20 protein-coding genes, 1 tRNA gene and 1 riboswitch are annotated in these 21498 nt (G+C 70.1%); of the genes, 11 read left to right on the top strand and 10 right to left on the bottom strand.

What is annotated here, in order from left to right; all coding sequences use genetic code 11:
- Nucleotides 1-18: 18 nt before the first annotated feature.
- Nucleotides 19-1218 (bottom strand): PucR family transcriptional regulator, encoded by a 1200-nt coding sequence (locus AD72_RS04925; RefSeq protein WP_031465185.1) that lies wholly within the window; start codon nucleotides 1216-1218, stop codon nucleotides 19-21.
- 120 nt (nucleotides 1219-1338) lie between these two features.
- Nucleotides 1339-1488: riboswitch (FMN riboswitch) on the top strand.
- A gap of 74 nt (nucleotides 1489-1562) precedes the next feature.
- Between AD72_RS04925 and pnuC the strand changes: the two genes are divergently transcribed.
- From pnuC to AD72_RS04910, 3 genes are all read left to right on the top strand, one after another.
- Nucleotides 1563-2195 (top strand): nicotinamide riboside transporter PnuC, encoded by a 633-nt coding sequence (gene pnuC / locus AD72_RS04920; protein ID WP_031465184.1) that lies wholly within the window; start codon nucleotides 1563-1565, stop codon nucleotides 2193-2195.
- A gap of 157 nt (nucleotides 2196-2352) precedes the next feature.
- A complete protein-coding gene (locus AD72_RS04915) occupies nucleotides 2353-3234 on the top strand; it encodes an SRPBCC family protein (RefSeq protein ID WP_031465183.1) in 882 nt (293 codons plus the stop codon).
- A gap of 80 nt (nucleotides 3235-3314) precedes the next feature.
- Nucleotides 3315-4259, top strand: a complete 945-nt coding sequence (locus AD72_RS04910) for an SRPBCC family protein (RefSeq protein ID WP_156365049.1) — start codon at nucleotides 3315-3317, stop codon at nucleotides 4257-4259.
- 31 nt (nucleotides 4260-4290) lie between these two features.
- Here the strand turns inward: AD72_RS04910 and aceE are convergent, their stop codons facing one another.
- A complete protein-coding gene (gene aceE, locus AD72_RS04905; protein ID WP_231644734.1) occupies nucleotides 4291-7089 on the bottom strand; it encodes a pyruvate dehydrogenase (acetyl-transferring), homodimeric type in 2799 nt (932 codons plus the stop codon).
- 256 nt (nucleotides 7090-7345) lie between these two features.
- Here aceE and AD72_RS04900 point away from each other — a divergent pair, with 256 nt between their 5' ends.
- From AD72_RS04900 to AD72_RS04885, 4 genes are all read left to right on the top strand, one after another.
- Nucleotides 7346-7777 (top strand): DUF3052 domain-containing protein, encoded by a 432-nt coding sequence (locus tag AD72_RS04900; RefSeq protein ID WP_026196849.1) that lies wholly within the window; start codon nucleotides 7346-7348, stop codon nucleotides 7775-7777.
- 61 nt (nucleotides 7778-7838) lie between these two features.
- A complete protein-coding gene (locus tag AD72_RS04895) occupies nucleotides 7839-8297 on the top strand; it encodes a peroxiredoxin (protein WP_031465180.1) in 459 nt (152 codons plus the stop codon).
- A gap of 46 nt (nucleotides 8298-8343) precedes the next feature.
- A tRNA-Val gene (locus tag AD72_RS04890) sits at nucleotides 8344-8415 on the top strand.
- 247 nt (nucleotides 8416-8662) lie between these two features.
- The gene (locus AD72_RS04885; protein WP_037344880.1) at nucleotides 8663-9847 is read left to right on the top strand and encodes a glycoside hydrolase family 3 N-terminal domain-containing protein; all 1185 of its coding nucleotides are present in this window, start codon (nucleotides 8663-8665) and stop codon (nucleotides 9845-9847) included.
- An 18-nt stretch (nucleotides 9848-9865) separates the two neighbouring features.
- On the opposite strand, the gene AD72_RS04880 is transcribed toward AD72_RS04885, so the two are convergent.
- The gene (locus tag AD72_RS04880) at nucleotides 9866-10420 is read right to left on the bottom strand and encodes a GNAT family N-acetyltransferase (protein WP_031465178.1); all 555 of its coding nucleotides are present in this window, start codon (nucleotides 10418-10420) and stop codon (nucleotides 9866-9868) included.
- Between the two features lie 40 nt (nucleotides 10421-10460).
- Nucleotides 10461-11600 (bottom strand): citrate synthase, encoded by a 1140-nt coding sequence (locus AD72_RS04875; protein ID WP_031465177.1) that lies wholly within the window; start codon nucleotides 11598-11600, stop codon nucleotides 10461-10463.
- An 82-nt stretch (nucleotides 11601-11682) separates the two neighbouring features.
- Between AD72_RS04875 and AD72_RS04870 the strand changes: the two genes are divergently transcribed.
- Together AD72_RS04870 and AD72_RS04865 are read left to right on the top strand one after the other, a co-directional pair.
- Nucleotides 11683-12849, top strand: a complete 1167-nt coding sequence (locus tag AD72_RS04870) for a citrate synthase (RefSeq protein WP_031465176.1) — start codon at nucleotides 11683-11685, stop codon at nucleotides 12847-12849.
- A gap of 12 nt (nucleotides 12850-12861) precedes the next feature.
- Entirely contained in the window at nucleotides 12862-13899 is a 1038-nt protein-coding gene (locus AD72_RS04865) for a saccharopine dehydrogenase family protein (RefSeq protein WP_031465175.1), read from the top strand.
- A 55-nt stretch (nucleotides 13900-13954) separates the two neighbouring features.
- On the opposite strand, the gene lipA is transcribed toward AD72_RS04865, so the two are convergent.
- The 3 genes from lipA to AD72_RS04850 form a co-directional block, all read right to left on the bottom strand.
- Complete coding sequence (lipA, locus tag AD72_RS04860; protein WP_031465174.1) at nucleotides 13955-14956, bottom strand: lipoyl synthase; 1002 nt, start codon at nucleotides 14954-14956, stop codon at nucleotides 13955-13957.
- A 185-nt stretch (nucleotides 14957-15141) separates the two neighbouring features.
- Nucleotides 15142-16065 (bottom strand): oxidoreductase, encoded by a 924-nt coding sequence (locus tag AD72_RS04855; protein WP_031465173.1) that lies wholly within the window; start codon nucleotides 16063-16065, stop codon nucleotides 15142-15144.
- Nucleotides 16066-16141: 76 nt separating this feature from the next.
- Nucleotides 16142-16663 (bottom strand): hypothetical protein, encoded by a 522-nt coding sequence (locus tag AD72_RS04850; protein ID WP_031465172.1) that lies wholly within the window; start codon nucleotides 16661-16663, stop codon nucleotides 16142-16144.
- Nucleotides 16664-16796: 133 nt separating this feature from the next.
- Between AD72_RS04850 and AD72_RS04845 the strand changes: the two genes are divergently transcribed.
- Nucleotides 16797-17432, top strand: coding sequence for a TetR/AcrR family transcriptional regulator (locus tag AD72_RS04845; protein ID WP_020495272.1), 636 nt, complete (start codon nucleotides 16797-16799; stop codon nucleotides 17430-17432).
- A gap of 9 nt (nucleotides 17433-17441) precedes the next feature.
- On the top strand, nucleotides 17442-18365 hold the full coding sequence (locus tag AD72_RS04840) for an LLM class F420-dependent oxidoreductase (protein ID WP_031465171.1): 924 nt from the start codon (nucleotides 17442-17444) through the stop codon (nucleotides 18363-18365).
- Here the strand turns inward: AD72_RS04840 and AD72_RS04835 are convergent.
- The 3 genes from AD72_RS04835 to sucB form a co-directional block, all read right to left on the bottom strand.
- Nucleotides 18362-18919 carry an RNA polymerase sigma factor gene (locus AD72_RS04835; protein WP_051897945.1) on the bottom strand — a complete coding sequence of 186 codons (558 nt, stop codon included), beginning with the start codon at nucleotides 18917-18919 and terminating at the stop codon, nucleotides 18362-18364. The genes AD72_RS04840 and AD72_RS04835 overlap by 4 nt on opposite strands.
- Nucleotides 18920-19017: 98 nt before the next feature.
- Nucleotides 19018-19749, bottom strand: a complete 732-nt coding sequence (lipB, locus tag AD72_RS04830; RefSeq protein ID WP_031465169.1) for a lipoyl(octanoyl) transferase LipB — start codon at nucleotides 19747-19749, stop codon at nucleotides 19018-19020.
- A gap of 27 nt (nucleotides 19750-19776) precedes the next feature.
- Nucleotides 19777-21498 (bottom strand): 2-oxoglutarate dehydrogenase, E2 component, dihydrolipoamide succinyltransferase, encoded by a 1722-nt coding sequence (gene sucB, locus AD72_RS04825; RefSeq protein ID WP_031465168.1) that lies wholly within the window; start codon nucleotides 21496-21498, stop codon nucleotides 19777-19779.

Below are 21498 nucleotides of genomic sequence, written 5' to 3'. Positions count from 1 at the left end.
CGGCATATAGCGGCAACTCTAGGAGCGGTTGAGCCTGCCGACGGTGAGCGCGATCCGCAGCACGTGGGCATCGCGCGCATCGAGCGGATTGCGCCCGGTCAGTTCCGCGGTGCGCTTGAGCCGGTAGCGCACGGTGTTCGGGTGCACGTAGAGCTGGCGGGCGCAGCTCTCCAGCACCCCGCCCGCCTCGAGGTAGGTCTGCACCGTCTCGAGCAGTGCCCCTCCGGAGTCCTCGAGTGGGCGCGCGATCTGCTCCACCAACTGCGCCTGCGCGTCCGCGTCCCCGTCGAGTGCCCGCTCGGGGAGCAGTTCCACGGCGCGCACCGGGCGCGGCGCCGAGGGCCACCCGGCGACCGCGCGCAGCCCGGAAAGTGCCTCCGCCGCGCTGCGGTGCGCCTCGGCGAGCCGGGGCACGGTCGGCCCGGCGATCACCGGTCCCTCGGCGAACACCTCCGCCATCGGGTTCAGGTCCTCGAGCTCGGCCGGCCGCTCGATCGGACCGCCGAGCACGACGACGAGCCGTTCGCCCTGCACCCCGATCAGGACCGGGCGCCCGGTGCGCGCCGCCCGGTTGCGCACCTCGTAGAGCATGGTCGGCTGGTCCTCCGAAGGCGAGCCGCCGACGATCACGGTCGCCGGCGCGCCCGGTGCCCAGCCGAGCGCGGCCGCCCTGGACAGCAGGGTTTCCTCGGCGTCACCGCGCACGATCCCGTCGACCACGAGCGCTTCGAGCCGGGCGTCCCAGGCGCCACGGGACTCGGCGGCCGCGGCGTAGGAGGTGGCGGCGGCGAAGGCGACCTCGCGCCCGTAGCGCAGCACCGCCTCGGTGAGCCGGTCGCGTTCGGCCTCGTCCCGGGCGAGGGAGGGAATGTGTTCCTCGTAGACCTCGATCGCCACCCGCACCAGCTCGACCGTCTGGCGCAGGCTCACCCAGCGCGAGAGGTCGCGCGGTGCGCCGCGGAAGGTCAGCACCGTCATGCGCAGCGCGCTGCGCGGATCGTGGAACCACTCGACGAAGCCCGCGGCCCCGGTCTGCACCACCAGTTTGACGCTCGCCCGCTGGTCCGCCGTCATCTTGGTGAACCAGGGGAGGCGGCGCTGCATCTCGTCGACCGCGCTGGTGGCGAATTCCCCGGATGCCCGTTCGATGGCCCGCAGTGTCGTCGCGGAGAGCCCGCCGCGCGGCTGGTCGGATCTCCGGGCCTCCCGTGCTGCCATGTGCCAAGCCTCGCACGGCTGTGCCGGAGGTTCGCGCGCGCGGTCTGTGGTACGGCACACAGCATGCGCCGCGTTCGGCGGGACCAGGAATACCCGCGCTGGTGCATGATGTTTGCCGAGCGTGTGTTCCGGGGCTCGGTGAAAATCCGAACCGGCGGTGACGGGATGACCAACCCGAAGCCCGCGAACCGGTCGGCGAGCAGGTGCCGGCCGGCCGATCCGGTGTGATTCCGGAGCCGACGGTGAAAGTCCGGATGGGAGGAACGCAGGCGACCCCAGGTGGGTGCGGTGTGCGCACCCGCTGTCGTCGTGCTGCTTCCCGGTACACCGGGAAGGAGAACGACGTGTCGGCCATCGCGCAGTACGGTTTCCAGGCGTTCGGGGAGCGGGTCTCCTACGCCGAGCTGATCGGGCAACTCGCCGCGCTCGCCGTGGTGTTCCTCGCCCAGCGGCGGATGATGCTGACCTGGCCGGTGCAGATTCTCGCCTGTGTGCTGCTGTTCTCCGTCTATCTCTCCGCCGATCTCGGCGGGCTCGCGATCCGCCAGGTGATCGTGTTCGTGATCGCCGTGTACGGGCTCATCGCCTGGTTGCGGCGTCGCGATCCGGTGCACGGCGTCGTGGTGCGCGTGGCCACCTGGAAACAGCGCGGGCTGCTCGCCGCACTGCTCGTGCTCGGCACCATCGGCACCGCACTGCTACTCGACGCGCTGGACGCCTCCTGGGCACCGTGGCCGGACGCGGCGATCCTCGTCGGAACCGCGGTCGCCTACCTCGCGCAGGGGCTGCGGATGATCGAGTTCTGGCTGCTGTGGCTGATCGTGGACGCGATCGGGGTTCCGCTGCAGCTGGCCACCGGGCTCTACTTCTCGGCCATCGTGTACATCGCGTTCGCCGCGCTGGTGATCTACGGCTGGCTGAAGTGGGTGCGCAGCCGCAGGCAGGTGCTCGCGGCCCGGGAGGCCGTCGCGGTCTGAGGCAGGGTTCTCCGCTCGAATTTTCCACCGAAGCGTCCGATGCCGCCCCTTGGTGTGGACTAGACTTCGGGGCGTGCGACGAACACCGCGAAAGCGTGGACAGGGTGTCCGGAGGTGGTTCCGGCACGATACGGATCTCGGGGGCTACGTACTCTCGGTGGCACGGCCGGTCGAGGACTCCGCGGAGGCGATCGAGCAGGCCCTTACCGACCCGGCGTGCCGCGCGCGGTGGCTTTCCCCGCCTGCGACCCCGGACTCGATCACGCTCGGCGATCCGGAACCCGTGCCGATCGAGGACACCCAGTGGGCCTACCGCATGGATTTCGGGGCCGACGAGGTCCGGCTGCGGTTCGCGCACGGGCTGCTGCGGGTGGACCAGGTCTTCGGCGGGCGGGAACCGTGGAACGCCGGGCTCGCCGCGGGCCGGTGCGCCGCCGGATGGGAAACCTGCTTCGGCAGGCTGCGCACGGTGCTCGCCGGTGGTGCGCCGCGGGCGAGCTCGCTCGCGGTCGCCAGGGCGATGGACGCCACCAAGTGGATGAGCCAGGACTCGGGTGCGCCCCGGCTGACCGTCGACGGGGACCTGCTGCGCTTCGATCGCGATCTGCTCGGCCTCGATCCGCGGCGGCTGTGGGCGATGCTGTACGCGGACGGTGCCCCGACCGAGGCGGCCCTGGCGTGCGGGATCACCGCGGCCGGGGTCACCGAGGCCACCCCCGGATCGGTGCTCGAGTTCGACGTGCGGCACGGCGTCCCCGCCGGTTCGGTGCGCTGGGAGCTGCACGAGGACCCGCAGTACGGACGGTGGCTGCGGATGGATCACCTGGTCGCCGAGGACGCGGTGAGCGAGCTGTACATGTTCCTCGCCTCCTGGCAGTTGCACATCGAGGCGCTGCTGCGCAGGGCACACGGCTTGTCGCTGGGCACCCTCGACCCGAACGACGAGTACACGATCGAGATGCTCGCCGAGCACCTCGTCGACAAGTACCCCGATGTGTTCGCCGATCCCGAGGACATCGACGATTTCGACGACTACTGAGCCGGATCCGGCCCGGGCGGGGTGAGCCACCGGAATCGGGTGTGGTGAATCTCATTCACGCGGCGCTACCATGCGTGCGCATGCGAGGTAGGCACAGGCCGCGAAGCCGGGTGTGCTTCCGGCACGACGAACAGCTCGGTGGTTACGCGGTCGGCGTCGAAGGGCGGTTCGCGGGGCACAGCCCCGCCGCGCTCGAGCGCGCGATCACCGAGGAGCGGCTGCGTGCTCGCTGGCTCCGGCTCCCGGTCTCCTCCGATCCCGCGGAACCCGCCGAACCGAGCCCGCCGGTTCCCGCCAACGGCGGCGAGTACGCGATGCGCCTCGGTTCCGACGAGGTGCGCATCCGCCTCGATCCACGCGCCCGCGAACTCGGGCTGCACCACGTCTTCCACGGCGCGGAACCGTGGCGCAACGGACTGGCCGCCGCCCGGTGCGCCGCTGCCTGGGAAGCCTGCTACGGCAGGCTGGCCACCTTGCTCGAGGGCGGCAGCCCGCGCCGTCCCCGGTTGCCGGTGTCCCGGGCGCTCGCCATGACGAGCGGGTTCGCCCAGCATCGCGGCACCCCGCACCTGACCCTGGCCGGGGAGCTGATCCGGTTCGACCGCGATCTGCTCGGCCTGTCCAGGGAGTACGTCTGGTCGGTGCTGCACGACGGCGTCGCCCCGACCGCGAACGCCGCCGGGTTCCCGTTCCGCGCCGGGACGGTCACCGAACTCGTCGAGGGACGGGTGCTGGAGTTCGAGGCCGGGCACGACCGCGGTCCGGCCGGTTCGGTGCGCTGGGAACTGCACGAGACACCCGGCTACGGGGCCTGGATCCGGCTCGATCACCTGGTCGATGCCCGCTCGCGCCCGGCGGCGTTCGCCTTCATGGCCGCCTGGCATCTGCACCTGCTCGTGCTCATGCGCCGGATGCACGGGCTCGCATCCGGGGCCGGTCCGGTCGAGGGAAGCGAACTGACCGCGCTCACCGAGCGGTACCAGCGGTGGTTTCCCGATCATTTCGCGGAGTTCTGGATTCCGTAGCGCAGGCGCCCCGTGCGGTGCTGGTGTTCGCTCAGGCGGCACCCGAGTCGCTGGTCTGCGGACCGGCGGCCTGCACATCCTCGAGCTGGTACTTGCGGGTCGCCTCGATGACTTTCGCCTGCTCGACCTCGCCGCGCCGGGCCAGCATCGTGAGCACCCCGGCGACCACCGATTCGGCGTCGATGAGGAAGTGCCGCCGTGCCGCGGGCCTGGTGTCGGAGAACCCGAAACCGTCCGCGCCGAGGGTGAGCATGTCGGTCGGCACCCACGGGCGGATCAGGTCCGGAACCGCGCGCATCCAATCGGAGACCGCGACGACCGGACCGGCCGCCTCGGAGAGCGCCGAGGTGACGTGCGGGGTGCCCGCCTCCTCCTCGGGGTGCAACAGGTTCTGCCGGTCGATCTCCTCCGCGTCCCGGCGCAGCTGCGCCCAGGAGGTGGCCGACCACACGTCCGCGGCGACCCCCCACTGCTCGGCGAGCAGCTGCTGGGCCCGCAGCGCCTCGGGCATGAGCACCCCGGAGACCAGGATCTGCGCGCGCGGGCCGGTGACGCCCTCCGGAGCGAGCTGGTACCGGTACAGGCCCTTGAGCAGCCCGTCCACGTCCAGGTTCTCTGGTTCCGGGGCCTGCACGTACGGCTCGTTGTAGACGGTCAGGTAGTAGTACACGTGCTCGGCGTTCTCGCCGTACATCCGGCGCAGGCCGTCCTTGACGATGTGCGCGATCTCGAAGGACCACGACGGGTCGTAGGCGACGACGGCCGGGTTGGTCGCGGCGAGCAGCAGCGAGTGCCCGTCCGCGTGCTGCAGGCCCTCACCGGTCAGCGTGGTGCGCCCGGCGGTCGCGCCGAGCACGAAACCGCGCGCCATCTGGTCGGCGGCGGCCCAGAGCCCGTCACCGGAGCGCTGGAACCCGAACATCGAGTAGAAGATGTAGATCGGGATCATCGGCTCGCCGTGGGTGGCGTACGAGGTGCCGACCGCGGTGAACGAGGCGGTGGACCCGGCCTCGTTGATGCCCTCGTGCAGGATCTGCCCGTGCGTGGACTCCTTGTAGGACAGCATCAGGTCCGCGTCCACGGAGGTGTAGGTCTGCCCGTGCGGGTTGTAGATCTGCTGGGTCGGGAACATCGAGTCCATCCCGAAGGTGCGCGCCTCGTCCGGGATGATCGGCACGATGCGCGGGCCGAGTTCCTTGTCCTTGGCCAGATCGCGCACGAGCCGCACGAAGGCCATCGTGGTGGCCACTTCCTGCTTGCCCGAGCCCTTGCGGATCACGTCGTAGACCTTGTCGCCGGGCAGCACGAGCGGCTTCGCCTTCTCCGTGCGGTGCGGGACGAAACCGCCGAGCTGGCGGCGGCGCTCCAGCAGGTACTGGATCGCGGGGTCCTCGTTTCCGGGGTGGTAGTACGGCGGGAGATAGGGGTCCCGCTCCAGGTCGGCGTCCGAGATCGGGATGCGCAGCTCGTCCCGGAAGAGCTTGAGGTCGTCCAGGGTCATCTTCTTCATCTGGTGGGTGGCGTTGCGCCCGGCGAAGTGCGGGCCGAGGCCGTACCCCTTGATGGTCTTGGCCAGGATGACCGTCGGCTGCCCGTGGTGCTCGGTCGCGGCCTTGTAGGCGGCGTACACCTTGCGGTAATCGTGCCCGCCGCGCTTGAGGTTCCACACCTCGGCGTCGGACATGTCGTTGACCAGTTCCTTGGTACGCGGATCCCGGCCGAAGAAATGCTCGCGCACGTAGGCGCCGTCATTGGCCTTGTAGGTCTGGTAGTCCCCGTCCGGGGTGACATTCATCAGATTGACCAGCGCGCCGTCCTTGTCGGCGTGCAGCAGCGAGTCCCACTCGCGGCCCCAGATCACCTTGATGACGTTCCAGCCTGCGCCGTGGAAGAAGCCCTCCAGCTCCTGGATGATCTTCCCGTTCCCGCGTACCGGCCCGTCCAGGCGCTGCAAGTTGCAGTTGATCACGAAGGTCAGGTTGTCCAGGCCCTCGTTGGCGGCGACGTGCACCAGACCGCGCGACTCCGCCTCGTCCATCTCGCCGTCGCCGAGGAAGGCCCACACCCGTGAATCGCTGGTGTCCTTGATGCCCCGGTCGTGCAGGTAGCGGTTGAATCGTGCCTGGTAGATCGCGTTCATCGGGCCGAGCCCCATGGACACCGTGGGGAACTCCCAGAAGTCCTGCATCAGCCTCGGGTGCGGGTAGGACGGCAGGCCGCCGCCCGCTCCGGCGTGCGAGTACTCCTGACGGAACCCGTCCAGCTGCTCGGCGGAGAGCCGGCCCTCGAGGAAGGCGCGGGCGTACACACCCGGGGAGGCGTGCCCCTGCACGTAGACCTGGTCCCCGCCGCTCGGGTGATCCTTACCGCGGAAGAAGTGGTTGAACCCGACCTCGTAGAGGCTCGCCGAGGACGCGTAGGTGGAGATGTGCCCGCCGACACCCACCCCGGGACGCTGCGCACGGTGCACGGTCATCGCCGCGTTCCACCGGATCCACGCACGGTAACGACGCTCGGCCTCCTCGTCACCGGGGAACCACGGCTCCCGCTCGGTGGGGATGGAGTTCACGTAATCGGTGGTGGTCAGCGCGGGGATGCCGACGCCTTCCTCACGAGCCCGCTCCAGCATCCGCAGCATGAGGTAGCGCGCGCGCTGTTTGCCCGCGTTCGCCATCATCCCGTCGAAGGAATCCAGCCATTCGCCGGTTTCCTCCGGGTCGATGTCCGGCAGGTACGCCGCGACCCCGTCACGGATGACCCGGACGCGCTCTCCACCCTGTGAAGTCAAGGGATCTCCTTGCCATATCGCTGTTGTGTGACTATGCGTCATCGTGTGCTCGACGGACGAGCGACCGCCTGCGGCATGCCGGAATGGGGGACGAACCCCCGAACTACGGCGTGTCGTTCCCCGGAAGCGGTTGCGCAGGTGGGTGCTGTCAGTGTTCGCTGTCCTCAATCGGCCGTGAACGGCCGATACCGGACAACCGCGTCCGGCCGGTGGCGCTTCGAGTCTACTCGCGGCGTTAGCACCCAAAACGGCAGCGGGTGTCGGTGAAACGAGACGGATGGAAGTGGAGGAGAACACAGTGGTCGCCGCTGGAGACGCCGGCAAGTCCGGGGTCGCCGAAACGCTCGGTATCGAGCAAGGCATGGTCGTTCAGGAGTTCGGCTGGGACGAGGATGCCGATGAGGTGGTGCGCGAGGCCGTCGAGGAGGTCTCCGGCGCGGAGATGCTCGACGAGGACGCCGATGAAGTCGTAGACGTCGTGCTGCTGTGGTGGCGCGAGGACGACGGCGACCTGGTGGATGCGCTGGTCGACGCGACCACGCCGCTCGCCGAACACGGGTGCATCTGGCTGCTCACCCCCAAGACCGGGAGGGACGGGCACGTCGAACCCGCGGACATCGCGGAGTCGGTCCCGACCGCGGGGCTGGCCCAGACCTCGAACATCAGCATCGGCTCCGACTGGTCGGGCACCCGCCTGGCCCTGCCGAAGGCCGCGAAGGGGAACCGCTGAGTCGCGGGCGCGGTCGGTAGGCTGCGAACGTAGGACTCACGGCAGGAAGGAAAGCCCCACCATGGCCATCGAAGTCGGCGCCAAGGCACCGGATTTCACGCTCAACGACTACAACCGGCAGCCGGTCTCGCTCGCCGATTACCGCGGTAGGAAGAACGTGCTCGTGGTGTTCTACCCGTTCGCGTTCTCCGGTATCTGCACCGGCGAACTCTGCGGCGTCCGCGACTCCATCGACACCTTCTCCAACGACAAGGTCGAGATCATCGGCATCTCCGTGGACACCACCTTCAGCCTCAAGGTCTGGTCCGCGCAGGAGGGCTACACCTTCCCGCTGCTCTCGGACTTCTGGCCGCACGGCGAGGTGGCGAAGGCGTTCGGCGTGTTCAACGAGGCCGCCGGCATGGCCAACCGGGGCACCTTCCTCATCGACACCGAGGGAGTCGTGCGCTTCGCCGAGGTCAACGAGCCCGGCGAGGCCCGCGACCAGGAGGCGTGGAAGAAGGCCATCGCCGCACTGTAGGCTTGTCCACCGTTGCCCGCGAGTCCGGACGGACTCGCGGGCATCAGGGCGCGTAGCTCAGCGGGAGAGCACTCGGTTTACACCCGAGCGGTCGTAGGTTCGATCCCTACCGCGCCCACGAGGCGGGTCATGCTGTTCGCGACTCCTGCGGAGTCGCTCCCGGTGCCCGCCGTATCTACCCGGGGATCGAATCCCCGGACCCCCTACGGCGCGAGCTCCTGCCGGACCTGCGTGGTCCGGTTGGATGCCGACCGGCGACCGGGTTGAGCCGGTGTTCGAATGGCGGGGTCCCGGCTTGTCTCGGTCACCTTGCCTGCACCCCGTGTCACACTTGGCGAAACGTCGACGAGGGTGAGGGGTCATCGATGCTGGGAAGAAGGGCCGTAGTCGCGACGGCGGGCGTGCTCGCGCTGTGCGCCACCGGCTGCTCGGGCGGAACGCCGCAAGCCGGTGCCCCCAGCGGCACGCCCAGCTCCAGCCCCGCCCCGGCCAGCTCCTCGGCGCCGCCGGACACCGCGACCCAGGCGAGCCAGGAACAGCGACTCACCCCCGCGCAGCAGGCGGGACAGCGGGTCATCTACTCGTACCCGGGCAAGACGGTGCCCGCCAGCCTGCTCGCGCACGTCAAAGCGGGCGAGGTCGCCGGGGTCATCTTCTTCAAGGAGAACATTCCCAGCCGCGCCCAGCTGGCCGCCGCCATCGACAAGCTCAACGCCGCCAACGCGCAGAGCCCGGTGAAACAGCCGCTGCTGCTGCTTACCGATCAGGAAGGCGGCCAGATCCGCCGGTTGCCTGGCGCACCCGAGTCCTCGGCGAAGGAGGACGGCGCCGCCGCCGACCCGGTCGCCGCGGCCCGCCGCTCCGGCACCGAGGCCGCGCAGAACCTCGCCGGTGTCGGCATGAACGCCAACGCGGCACCGGTACTCGACGTGTACCGCAAACCCGGGGACTTCGCCGACCGCACCGAACGTTCCTACTCCCGTGACCCGCGCGCCGTGGCCGCGGACGCCGGAGCTTTCGCCGAGGCCCAGCAGGCGGGCGGGGTCGCAGCCACCGCCAAACACTTCCCCGGCCTCGGATCCGCCACCGCCACGGCCAACACCGACGAAGAGCCCGTCACCCTCGACGTTCCGCTGGAGACCCTGCGCTCGGTGGACGAGGCGCCCTATCCGAGCCTGATCAAATCCGGGGTCCGGATGATCATGTCCTCCTGGGCGATCTATCCGGCACTCGACCCGAAACGCCCGGCCGGACTGTCCCCGGCCGTGGTGCGCAAGGAACTGCGCGAACGGCTCGGCTTCGGCGGCGTCACCATCACCGACGCCCTCGAAGCCAAGGCGCTGCGCCAGTTCGGCGACTCGGGCCGGCGCGGACTGCTCGCCGCGCAGGCGGGGGAGGACCTGATCCTCGCCTCGGGGCGCAGCGTGGCGCAGGGCGAACAGGTGGCCACCGCGCTCAGGAACGGCCTCGCGAGCGGCGAACTCGACGGCGCCGACAACGCCGCGGCACTCGACCGGATCACCGAGCTGCGGTCCGGGCTCGGACACTGATCCGCCCCGCCACCGAGATCAGGGCAGCGCCGTCCGGTCGATCTCGGGGGCCGGGTCGGAGCGCAACCGGCTGTACAACAGGCCGTCCCGCCACTGGCCCGCGCGGAACTCGCAGCAGCGGATCGTGCCCTCGAACTGGAATCCGGCCTTGCGCAGCGCGTGCTGCTCGGCGCTGTTCTCCGGGTGGGTCCCCGCCTGGATCCGCTGCACCGGAGTGTGCCGGAACAGGTACTCGCACAGCATCGCCTGGGCGCGCCAGCCGATGCCGTTGCCCCGGTGCTCCGGGAACAGGACGATGCCGATCTCCCAGTACTTCGCCAGCTCCGCCATGCCCGCGGCATAGGAGCCGATCCACCAGCTGACGAACCCCGCCGTCCGCCCGTCCGCGTCCACCGCGAGCCGGCCGCCGTCGGGTCGCAGGAACCCGTGCTCCTCGAACTGGCGGACCGGCTCGCGCGCATCGCGGAAACCGGACCAGTCGAGGCCGATCAGGTACGGCTCGGTGAGCAGCCGTTGGAGCAGCGGAAGATCGGCCTCGGTGCACGGGCGCAGCCCGATTTTCTGGGTACTCACCGCACCGAGCCTAGGCGCGGTTTCCCGGGCGCAGGTCCGTTCAGGCCCGATCCGGTGGCGGGCCGACGTACCGCGCGGCCGGACGGATGATCGCGTGTTCCCGGGACTGTTCGAGAATGTTCGCGCACCAGCCGACGACCCGGCTCACCGCGAAGGTGGGGGTGAACATGCTGCGCGGGATCCCGCAACGGTCCATCACCACCCCCGCGTAGAACTCGACGTTCGTGTGCACCTCCCGCCCGGGTTTGAGTTCGGCGAGCGCCGCGACCACCTGGGCCTCGACCTCGACCGCGAAGTCCACGATCTCGCCACCGAGCCCCTCGGCGATCTCACGCAGCATCACCGCGCGCGGGTCCTCGGTGCGGTAGACCGGGTGGCCGAAGCCCATGATCCGCCGCCCCGCGCCGACCTGTTCCCGCACCCAGTCCCTGATCCGCTCCGGGGTGCCGATCTCGTCGAGGCTGGCCAGCGCGCGATCCGGGGCGCCGCCGTGCCGTGGCCCGGAGAAGGTGCTGATCGCCGCGACCACACCGGCGGCCACATCCGCCCCGGCCGAGGCCACGACCCGCGCGGTGAACGTCGAGGCGTTGAACCCGTGGTCGATGGTGGCCACGAGGTAGGACTCGATCGCTTCGACGTACCGCCGCTGGGGTTCGGCGCCGTCGAGCATGTACAGCCAGTTCGCCGCGGTTCCCAGGTCCGGGCGCGGCTCGACCGGTTCGTTGCCGTTCGCGAGCCGGTGCAGCGCGGCCAGGATCGTCGGGGTCACCGCGCAGATGAGCATCGCATCGGCCGTGCGCTGCTCCTGGTCGATATCGAGTACCGGCCGCATACCGAGCGCGGGAGCGAGCATGGAAAGCGCCGTGCGCAGACCGGCGAGCGGATTCGCACCGGCCGCGGCGATCGCCGGGAGGGCATCGCGCACCGGCCCGGGGAGCACCCGCAGCTCGGCGAGCTCGGCGGCGAACCGCTGCTCCTCGGCCTCTCCGGGCAGCCTGCCCTCGAAGAACAGGAACCAGACCTCCTCGAAGCTCCTGCTCTTGGCGAGCTCGATCGCCGGGTACTGCCGGTAGTGGTAGAAGCCCTCGGCGCCACGTACATCGCCGAGCTCGGTTTCGGTCACGATGACATTGCGCAACCCGGCCGGTGCCTCGATCGGGCCATCAATTGTGGTCGACATGGATACCCTCCTTTATGCTCTCAACAATCGATTAGTCGATCGATGTATGTCAATGTCGATCGAGTCGAGATAAGGTGAGGCGATGAGCGAAGAGCGATACCTGACCACGGCCGAGGTCGCGCGGCGACTCGATGTGAAACCCGAGACGGTCTACACCTATGTCAGCCGCGGCCTGCTCACCAATACGAGCACCGGCCGCAAGCGGGGGAGCCTGTTCGCGCTCAGCGAGGTCGACCGGCTCGCGAAACGTGGCCGGGAAGCGCACGAGCCCTCGGGTTCGGTCGAGCGGATACGCACCGGGATCACCCTGATCGAGAAGGACGAGCTCTACTACCGGGGCCACCGGGCCCGTGAGCTCGCCGGAACCTGGCCGATCGAGGCGGTGGCGGAACTGCTGTGGAGCGGAGAACTCGGTGAACAGCCACCGTTCCGCGGTCCGGAGCGGATGCTCGCCGCGGCCAGGGCGGCGAGCGCGGCGCTTCCCGAGCAGGCCCGGCTCACCGACCGGATGCGGGTCGCCGTCGCGGCCGCGGGCGCGGTCGATCCGCTGCGGTTCGACCTCGCGCCGCGCGCGGTCACCCGGTCCGCCGGGCTACTGCTCGGCACCCTCGTCGATCTGTTCGCCGACGACAAGGCGAGTGGCAGCGTCGGCCAGCGCCTGTGGCCGGGACTGTCCAGCGCACCCGCCCGGCCGGAGCTGCTCGAGACCGCGCTGGTGCTGCTCGCCGATCACGGGCTCGCCGTCTCCACCGTCGCCGCGCGGGTCGCCGCGAGCACAAGGGCGAACGTGTACGCGGTGATCTCGGCCGGCCTCGGCGCGATCGACGGCCCCTATCACGGAGCCGCCAGCGCCCTCGCCTACCGCTTCCTCGCCGAGGCCAAGGAGGATCCGGTCACCGCGATCGCCGACCGGATGCGTTCCGGCCAGCCCATCCCCGGTTTCGGGCACGTGCTGTATCAGCGGGCCGATCCGCGCGCCGAGGTGCTGCTCGACCTGCTGCGCGACCAGCCGATCCAGGACACCGTGGACGTACTGCGGATCACCCTCGGCGACCGCGAGGACCTGTTCCCGAACATCGACCTCGCGCTCGCCGCGCTCATGCACGCCTACGCCATGCCGCACGACGCCGGGGAGACACTGTTCGCACTCGCCCGCGTGGTCGGCTGGGTCGCGCACGCCATCGAGGAGTACGCCGAACCCGGGCTGCGCTATCGAGCGCTGGGTATCTACACGGGTGCGGATCCGTGACATACTCCCGGTATGTCAGTGCTGATATATGGGGCGACCGGGCACACAGGGCAACTCGTCGCGCGGCGGGCGGTGCGGGACGGGCTGCGGCCGATACTCGCCGGGCGCAGTGCGCCGAAGGTGGTGGAGCTGGCCGGTGAGCTGGGCCTGGACTACCGGGTGGCCGATCTCGCGGACCCGAAGGGACTGCGCGCGGCGCTGGAGGATGTCGAGGTGGTCGCGCACTGCGCGGGCCCGTTCTCGGCGACCTGGCGCCCGATGGTGGACGCCTGCCTGGAGACCAGGACGCACTACATCGACATCACCGGTGAGATCGACGTGTTCGAGGCGATCTACGCCCGCTCGGCCGAGGCGGAGGCGGCCGGTGTGGTGCTGCTGCCCGGTGGTGGTTTCGACGTGGTCCCCACGGACTGTCTCGCGGCGATGGTGCACGAGGCGATGCCGGAAGCGGTGGAACTGGACATCGCGTTCGCGGCCCAGATGAGCATCGGGCCGGGAACGGTGAAGACGGCGGTGGAGGGCGCGGGTACCGGTGGGCGCGCCCGGGTGGACGGGGCGGTCCGCTCGGTGCCGATGGCGCACAAGCAGATCACCGCGCTGTTCCCGGCGGGCCCGAAGACGGTGTCCGCGATCCCGTGGGGCGATGTGGCCAGCGCGTACCGGACGACGGGGATCCCGAACATCACGACTTACACGATCGTGCCCGGTGCGCGGCTGCTCTCGACCGGGCAGCGCTATTTTGGACCGGTATTGCGCAGTGCCCCGGTACAGAAGGCGGGCAAGGCGTTGATCGACCGGTTCTTCCGGCCGGAGACCGAGGTGACCGGCGGGCGCAGTCAGGCGTGGGCCTGCGCGCGGGACGCCGAGGGGACGAGCGTGTCCGCGAGCCTGACCGGCCCCGGTCCGCTGCCGCTCACGGCGGACGCGGTGCTGCGCATCGCGGACCGCCTCGCCGCCGGTGAGGTGCGGCCCGGCTCGCACACCCCGGCGACCGCGTTCGGCGCGGGTTTCGTGGCGGAACTCGACGAGGTGCGGGTGGAGCGCCCCTGAGCGGCCGGTGGCCGGGCATCCGGTGACGAGCGGGGCCCGCCACCGGACCGGTGCGTCACCGGGCGAGCAGGGCGCTCGCTTCCTGGCGCGCGGTACCCGCCGTGGCGAGATGCGTGAGGTTCTCCGGCAGTTCCTCACCGCGGTGGCGCACGGTCTGCGCGTAGAGCCGCCCGGCCCGGTAGGAGGAGCGCACCAGCGGCCCGGCCATGACTCCGGCGTAGCCCATTTCCTCGGCGACGCGGGAGTGCTCGATGAACTCCTCGGGCTTGACCCAGCGATCGACCGGGTGGTGGCGCACGCTCGGGCGCAGGTACTGGGTGATGGTGAGGATCTCGCAGCCCGCCTCGTAGAGGTCACGCATCGCGGGCTCGACCTCCTCGGGGGTCTCGCCCATACCGAGGATCAGGTTCGACTTGGTGACCAGTCCGGCGTCCCGTGCCTCGCTGATCACCTTCAGCGAACGGTCGTAGCGGAAGGCGGGGCGCATGCGCTTGAACACCCGCGGCACCGTCTCGAGATTGTGCGCGAGCACCTCCGGCCGGGATGCGAACACCTCGGCGAGCTGGTCCGGCTCGGCGTTGAAGTCCGGGATCAGCAGCTCCACACCGGTGCCCGGGTTGAGCTGATGGATCTGGCGCACCGTCTCCGCGTAGAGCCAGGCACCGCCGTCCGGGAGATCGTCGCGGGCGACACCGGTGACCGTGGAGTAGCGCAGCCCCATCGCCTGGACCGACTCGGCGACCCGGCGCGGTTCGTCGGTGTCCAGCTCGGCCGGTTTTCCGGTGTCGATCTGGCAGAAATCGCAGCGGCGGGTGCACTGCTCACCGCCGATGAGGAAGGTGGCCTCGCGGTCTTCCCAGCACTCGTAGATGTTCGGGCAGCCGGCCTCCTCGCACACGGTGTGCAGACCTTCGCGCTTCACGAGTCCCTTGAGCTCCGAATACTCCGGACCCATCCGCGCCTTGGTCTTGATCCAGGACGGCTTCTTCTCGATCGGCGTCTCGCTGTTGCGGACCTCGAGCCGCAGCAGTTTCCGCCCTTCCGGCGCAACAGTCACAGGCGCCAGCCTACCTGTGTTTTACAAGTGCGTTTGGGGGCTCTCGTCCGTCGCGAGCGGGAGTCAGCGTGGATGAGATGCAAGGCGGACGACGGGGCCGCACTGGAAGTGCGGGCGAGGAGGACAATGCCGCAGATCGCCGCGCTGGCCCCGCGCAGCAGGACATGGAGTTCCCAAGCGTGCTCTTACACCGGGTCGGGGGAGACGCCCGTGAGTTCGGCGGTGAGATTCCACAACCGCTCGCGGGTGCGCTCCTGGCCCTTGGCGCGCCGGACCGAGACCTTCCTCGGATGCCCGCGCAGCTCCATGAACCCGCCCGGTCCGATGTAGTCGCCGCCGCTCGCCTCGGGTGCGGTGGCCGCGTAGAGCTCCGGGAGCGCCCCGATCCTGGCGGGCTGGGCGCTGATCCCGTTGACGAGTTTGGCGCCCTGTTCGAGCAGGCCGCTTCCCCGGGACCGGGCCATGTTCGCCTGCAGCTCGGTGGCGCTGTAGCCCGGATGCGCGGCGAGGCTGGCCACCGGTTCGCCCCCGGCGCGCAGCCGCTTGTCCAGTTCGAGCGCGAACAGCAGGTTGGCCATCTTCGCCTGGCAGTAGGAGAACGAGGGCAGATAACGGCGGCCGGTGAAGTTCGGGTCCTTGGTGTCCACCCAGCCGAACTGCGCCATGAAGCTGGAGAGGGTGACCACGCGGGCACCCGTTCCGTTGCGCAGCGCGGGCATCAGCAGCCAGGTCAGCGCGGCGTGCCCGAGGTGGTTGGTGCCGAACTGCAGCTCGAAACCGTCCGCGGTGTGCCGCTTCGGGGTCATCATCACCCCGGCGTTGTTGATCAGCACGTCCAACCGGTCACCGGTGCGCTCGCGGATCTCCTTGGCCGCGGCCGCGACGGAGGACAGATCGGCGAGGTCGAGCCGGACGAGTTCCGCGTCCGGTGAGTCGACCTGGGCGAGTGCCTGCTCGCCGCGCTCGGGGGAGCGGCAGGCGAGCAGCACCCGCGCGCCCGCCTTCGCCAGCGCCTTCGCCGCGTGCAGGCCGAGCCCGGAGTTGGCCCCGGTGACCACGATCGTGCGCCCCTGCTGATCGGGGATGTCCGCCTCGGTCCAGTTCGCCATGTCCATCACCTACCTTCAAGTAGGTATCAGACTACCGGTATCCGAGTGGCCGGCAACTCGCGACTGACCAGGGTGTTCAGGCGCTGACCGCGTCCGCGAGCTTGCGCAGCAGTGCGGTGCCCCGCCGCGGTGAGTTGCCTGCCTTGTCGTTCCCGGCGCGCACCAGGGCGAGGAAGGTGCTCCCGAGGTGGGTGGCCTCCTCCTCGCTGTCACCCGCGCTGGTGAGCCCGGCGAGGTGAGCCAGCTTGCGGCGTTCGCTCGCGATACGCCCGCTGATCGCCGGGTGGTGTTCGTTGGCGTCGAGGACCGCGCGCAGCACGGGTTCGCGTTTGGTGGCGGCGAGCCACGCGTCCCGGACCACGTCGAAGCGGTCGATGCGCGGATCGTCGTCGGCCTCCGCGATCGCCACGTCGATCTGGCCGGTCAGGGTCTGCTGCCACTTGTACTGCAGCGCGGTCAGCAGCTCCTCCCTGGTGCCGAAGACCTCGCGCACGGCGGGAAGTTCGTCGTAGGGGAGGGCGCCATTGCCCCGTCGCGCAGCGGTGGCGAGCACGGTGTTCACCGCGTCGCGCCGCCGGTAGAAGTCGTCCCAGCTCATCGCTGTGTCCCTCCTCTCGGTGATCTGGTTCATACCGCAGGTTTGTGGCGTACCATCGGTATGTAACCCCTATTGAGAAGATACCAGCGGTACGTTGCCGAATCGTGTCGTAGAGTCTGTGACTGTGGTGACAATGCGTTCGCGGCGGCTCGAATATTCCGAGTCCACCAGAAAAGCGCTGGTGGACAGCGCCATCGAGCTGATAACCAAACGTGGCTACGCGGGTACCTCACTCGATGAGATCGCCAAGCGCGCACGGGTGACCAAGGGCGCGCTCTACCACCACTTCAGTGGCAAGCAGGCACTGTTCGAGGCCGCGTTCGACGCGGTGGAGCGCGATGTCATGGCGCGGGTGGCGAAGATCCTCGAGGACGCGGGGGACCGCTGGGAGGTCGCGATGAGCGGGGTGCGCGCCTACCTGCGCACCTGCCTGGAACCCACCTACCAGCGGATCGTGCTCAACGAGGGGCCGGTCGTGATGGGCTGGGAGCGCTGGCGCGAGGCGGAGGACCAGTTCAGCTTCGGGCTGTTCCGCAACAGTGTGGAGTCGCTGATCAACGCCGGGATCGTGGCCTCGGTGGCTCCGGTGGAGGCCACCGCGCGGCTGCTGTTCGGCGCGGTCTCGGCCGGTGCCCAGTACATCGTCGGTGCCGCGGACCAGAAACAGACCTACAACGAGGTGGCCACCGCGATCGAGCGGCTGTTCGGGATGCTGCGCACGGCGGCCGCGGTGGAACGCGGCGAGGAGCCGGAGCAGCCGAAGAGATAGCGTTGACTCGTGGAATTGCGAGTGTTCACCGAACCCCAGCAAGGCGCGAGCTACACCGATCTGCTGCGTATCGCCCGATGCGCCGAGGACGCGGGCTACGGCGCGTTCTTCCGCTCGGATCACTACCAGCACATGGGTGATGTGGATCCACGGCCCGGACCGAGCGACGCGTGGATCACCCTCGCCGGTCTCGCGCGGGAGACCACGAGCATCCGGCTCGGCACCCTGGTCACCGCGGCGAGCTTCCGGTACCCGGGCCCGCTGGCGATCGGCGTGGCGAACGTGGACCAGATGTCCGGCGGCCGGGTGGAGTTCGGCCTCGGGACCGGGTGGTACGAGACTGAGCACGCCAGCTACGGGCTGCCCTTCCCGCCGCTCGGGGAGCGCTTCGACCGGTACGCCGAGCAGCTGGAGATCATCACCGGACTGTGGGCGGCGGAGGGCAGCTACTCCTTCCAAGGTGAGCACTACACGATCACCGATTCGCCCGCCCTGCCCAAGCCCGCGCAGTCGCCCCGGCCGCCGGTGATCATCGGCGGTGGCGGGCGCAAGCGCACCCCGGCACTGGCCGCGCGGTTCGCCGACGAGTTCAACATGCCGTTTGCTCCGCTCGCCGATGCGAAGGCGCAGTACGCCCGGGTCGAGCAGGCGTGCACGGATGCCGGGCGGGCACCCGCCGAACTGACCTACTCCGCCGCGCTCGTGGCCTGCGTCGGCAAGGACGAAGCCGAGGTCAGCAGGCGGGCGAGCGCCATCGGCAGGGAGGTCAGTGAGCTGCGGGGCAACGGCGTCGCGGGCACCGTTGAGGAGGCCGTGCAGACCCTCGGCGCCTGGGCGGAGGCCGGGGCCCAGCGGGTCTACCTGCAGATCCTCGACCTCGCCGACCTCGACCACGTGGAACTGATCGCCGCCGAGGTCGCCCGTCAGCTCTAGGGGCTCGCCGGATCCCCGAGGTGTTCGGCGAGCCGGGCGCGCAGCCGGTCCAGGCAGCGGCGCCGGGTGGGTCCGATGCTGCCCTCGGCGAGCGCGAGCGCGCTGCCGATCTCGGCGTAACCGAGGCGGGACAGGTCGAGGGTGAGTAGTCGGCGGCACCGCTCCGGCAGCGCCGCGAAGGCGGTGCGGACGAGGTGCGCCCGGTCCGCGCGGACGGCGAGCTGTTCGGGACCGGGGCGCTCGTCCGCGAGTGGCAGCTCGGCGAGATCGGCGCACAGTTCGGTGCGGTGCTGGCGGGTGAACCGCACACACAGCCGGTGCGCGGTGGTGCGGATCCACCCGGGAAGGGCCTCCGGGTTTCGGATGGTGCGGTGCTCGGCGAGCAGCGCCACCCACACCGACTGGATGAGGTCGTCCAGATCGGCCCGCCGGATCCGGTGCCTGGCCGCCGAGCTCACGATGATCCGCTCATAGCGGCGCACCAGTTCGCGGGCGGCGGCGTTGTCCGCGAGTGCGAGCCGGTCCAGCAGCTCGCGTTCCGACCAGTGCTGCATGTGTCCACACCTTCCGTGTCCGGAATTCGGTCACGGATCGGACGGGACGGGGTCCTGGTGCGGCTCCCCGTTGTGCTCAGGTGTGCCGCATCGGGTGATCAGGTGGACAGTTCGAGGCGCAGTCCCGGCGCTTCGGCCTCGGCGCGGACGATGTCCCGTTCGGTCACCTCGAGCGTGCCCTCGAGCGCGTCCAGTACGGCGTCCCTGGCCAGCGGGAGCACTTCCTCGACGGGGACGGTCCTGCCGAGTTCGCGGGACAGCGAGGTGGTTCCCGCGTCGGTGATGCCGCACGGGATGATCGTGTCGAAACCGCCGAGCGGGTTGTCGCAGTTGATCGAGAAACCGTGCAGGGTCACGCCACGCGCGACCCGGACCCCGATGGCGGCGATCTTGCGTTCCGGGAGCCCGTTGCCCGCGGGCAGCCACACTCCGGTGCGCCCGTCCACCCTTCCGGTGCCGGGCAGCCCGAGCCGGTCGCACACCGCGATGATGGCCTGCTCCACCCGGCGCACGTATTCGAGCACGTCGATGGGGTCGGCGAGCCCGATGATCGGATAACCGACGAGCTGGCCCGGCTCGTGATAGGTGATCTTGCCGCCGCGGTCCACATCGATGACCGGGGTTCCGTCGACGGGCTTCTCCGCTTCGCGGGTGCGTTTCCCCGCGGTGTAGACGGGAGGGTGCTGCAACAACAGCAGCGTGTCCGCTCCGGTGCCGTCGGCGCGCGCCCCGGCCAGTTCGCGCTGGGTCTGCCAGGTCGGCAAGTATTCGACCAGACCCAGCTCACGAACGGTGACCGGGGTGCGCGCGCTACGACAGGTTGAGCTCATGCCTGCGAGATTACTCCCGCCGACGGGCTAGAGCCCGAGCTCGGCGGTGAAGTTGGCCTCTTCGAGGCGCTTCTTCACCGTGGTGAGGAAACGGCCCGCGTCCGCACCGTCCACGAGCCGGTGATCGTAGGTCAGCGGCAGGTAGCACATCGACCGCACGGCGATGGCGTCCGCGCCGTCCGGGCCGGTGACCACGACGGGCCGCTTCACGATCGCCCCGGTGCCGAGCATCCCCGCCTGCGGGGGAACCAGGATCGGGGTGTCGAACAGCGCGCCCTGGCTGCCGATGTTCGTGATGGTGAACGTGCCACCGGCGAGCTCATCGGGCTTGAGGCCGTTGCTGCGCGCCCGGGACGCGATGTCCGAGATCGCCCGCGCGAGGCCACCGAGGGAGAGATCGCCCGCATTGTGGATCACCGGGGAGATCAGCCCCTGCTCGGTGTCCACAGCGATGCCGAGGTGCTCGGCGCCGTGGTAGGTGATCTCCTTGCTGCCCTCGTCGTAGGAGGCGTTCACGTTCGGGTGCGACTTGAGCGCCTCGACGACCGCCTTCGCGATGAACGGGAGGAAGGTCAGGTTGACCCCCTCGCGTTCGGCGAACGAGGCCTTGGCCGAGGCCCGCAGCTTGGCGATCCCGGTCATGTCGACCTCGAAGGTCTGCGTCAGCTGCGCGGTGGTCTGCAGCGACTCCTTGGTCTTCTGCGCGGTGATCTGCCGGATGCGGTTGGCCTTCTTCGTGGTCCCGCGCAGCGCGGCGAGTTCCGGCCGGATCTCCTTGCCCGCGCTCGCCGGGGCGGGCGCGGCGGCAGCGGCAGCGGGTGCGGCCGCCGGTGCACTGGCCGCGGGCTGGCTCTTCGCCTCGATGGCCGCCTGCACATCCTGTTTGCGGATGCGCCCGCCGACCCCGCTTCCGGTGATCGTGGTCAGGTCGATGCCGTTCTCGTTGGCGAGCTTGCGCACCAGCGGGGTGACGTACGGGCCCTCACCGCTCGCGGGCTGTTCGGGCTGCGCGTGCTTGGGCGCCGCCGGAGCAGCCGGAGCCGCTGGTGCTGCCGGTGCCGCCGCGGCGGGGGCCGGGGCAGGCGTGGGTTCCGGTGCCGGAGCGGGCGTCGGCTCCGGGGCGGGTGCCGGTGCGGGGGCCGCTGCCGCGGGCGCACCGCTGCCGATCACCGCGAGCTGGCCGCCGACCTCGACGGTGTCGTCCTCGTTCGCGCTGATCTCCAGCAGCGTCCCGGCGGCCGGGGAGGGGATCTCGGTGTCGACCTTGTCGGTGGAGACCTCGAGCAGTGGCTCGTCGACCTCGACGGAGTCACCGACCTGCTTGAGCCAGCGAGTGATGGTGCCCTCGGTGACCGACTCGCCGAGCGCGGGCATCGGCACCGGGGTGCCCGCTCCCGAGGACGGCGCGGGAGCGGCGGGCTGCGCCGCGGGTACTGGTTCCGGTGCCGCGGCCGGTTCCGGGGCGGGTTCGGGCTCGGCCTGCGCGGCGGGTGCCGCGGGCGCCCCGCCGGAACCGTCGTCGATCACGGCGAGCTCACCGCCGACGTCGACCGTGTCGTCCTCGTTCGCGACGATCCGCGAGAGCGTCCCGGCGGCCGGGGAGGGGATCTCGGTGTCGACCTTGTCGGTGGAGACCTCGAGCAGTGGCTCGTCGACCTCGACCGTGTCGCCCTCCTGCTTCAACCAGCGGGTGATGGTGCCCTCGGTGACGGACTCACCGAGAGCGGGCATCTGGACGGAGAATGCCAT

The sequence above is a fragment of the Sciscionella sediminilitoris genome (assembly GCF_000737195.2).
GTDB lineage: Bacteria > Actinomycetota > Actinomycetes > Mycobacteriales > Pseudonocardiaceae > Sciscionella > Sciscionella sediminilitoris.
The sequence above is the reverse complement of the archived record's forward strand: the minus strand, read 5'-3'. Positions and strand labels throughout refer to the sequence as shown.

Excerpts from the sequence above, each read along its gene's own strand:
- AD72_RS04925 (WP_031465185.1), bottom strand. The coding sequence starts at position 1,218 with ATGGCAGCACGGGAGGCCCGGAGATCCGACCAGCCGCGCGGCGGGCTC.
- AD72_RS04910 (WP_156365049.1), top strand. The coding sequence starts at position 3,315 with ATGCGAGGTAGGCACAGGCCGCGAAGCCGGGTGTGCTTCCGGCACGAC.
- aceE (WP_231644734.1), bottom strand. The coding sequence starts at position 7,089 with ATGACGCATAGTCACACAACAGCGATATGGCAAGGAGATCCCTTGACT.
- AD72_RS04895 (WP_031465180.1), top strand. The coding sequence starts at position 7,839 with ATGGCCATCGAAGTCGGCGCCAAGGCACCGGATTTCACGCTCAACGAC.
- AD72_RS04885 (WP_037344880.1), top strand. The coding sequence starts at position 8,663 with ATGCTGGGAAGAAGGGCCGTAGTCGCGACGGCGGGCGTGCTCGCGCTG.
- AD72_RS04875 (WP_031465177.1), bottom strand. The coding sequence starts at position 11,600 with ATGTCGACCACAATTGATGGCCCGATCGAGGCACCGGCCGGGTTGCGC.
- AD72_RS04870 (WP_031465176.1), top strand. The coding sequence starts at position 11,683 with ATGAGCGAAGAGCGATACCTGACCACGGCCGAGGTCGCGCGGCGACTC.
- AD72_RS04865 (WP_031465175.1), top strand. The coding sequence starts at position 12,862 with ATGTCAGTGCTGATATATGGGGCGACCGGGCACACAGGGCAACTCGTC.
- AD72_RS04855 (WP_031465173.1), bottom strand. The coding sequence starts at position 16,065 with ATGGCGAACTGGACCGAGGCGGACATCCCCGATCAGCAGGGGCGCACG.
- AD72_RS04850 (WP_031465172.1), bottom strand. The coding sequence starts at position 16,663 with ATGAGCTGGGACGACTTCTACCGGCGGCGCGACGCGGTGAACACCGTG.
- AD72_RS04845 (WP_020495272.1), top strand. The coding sequence starts at position 16,797 with ATGCGTTCGCGGCGGCTCGAATATTCCGAGTCCACCAGAAAAGCGCTG.
- AD72_RS04835 (WP_051897945.1), bottom strand. The coding sequence starts at position 18,919 with ATGCAGCACTGGTCGGAACGCGAGCTGCTGGACCGGCTCGCACTCGCG.
- lipB (WP_031465169.1), bottom strand. The coding sequence starts at position 19,749 with ATGAGCTCAACCTGTCGTAGCGCGCGCACCCCGGTCACCGTTCGTGAG.
- sucB (WP_031465168.1), bottom strand. The coding sequence starts at position 21,498 with ATGGCATTCTCCGTCCAGATGCCCGCTCTCGGTGAGTCCGTCACCGAG.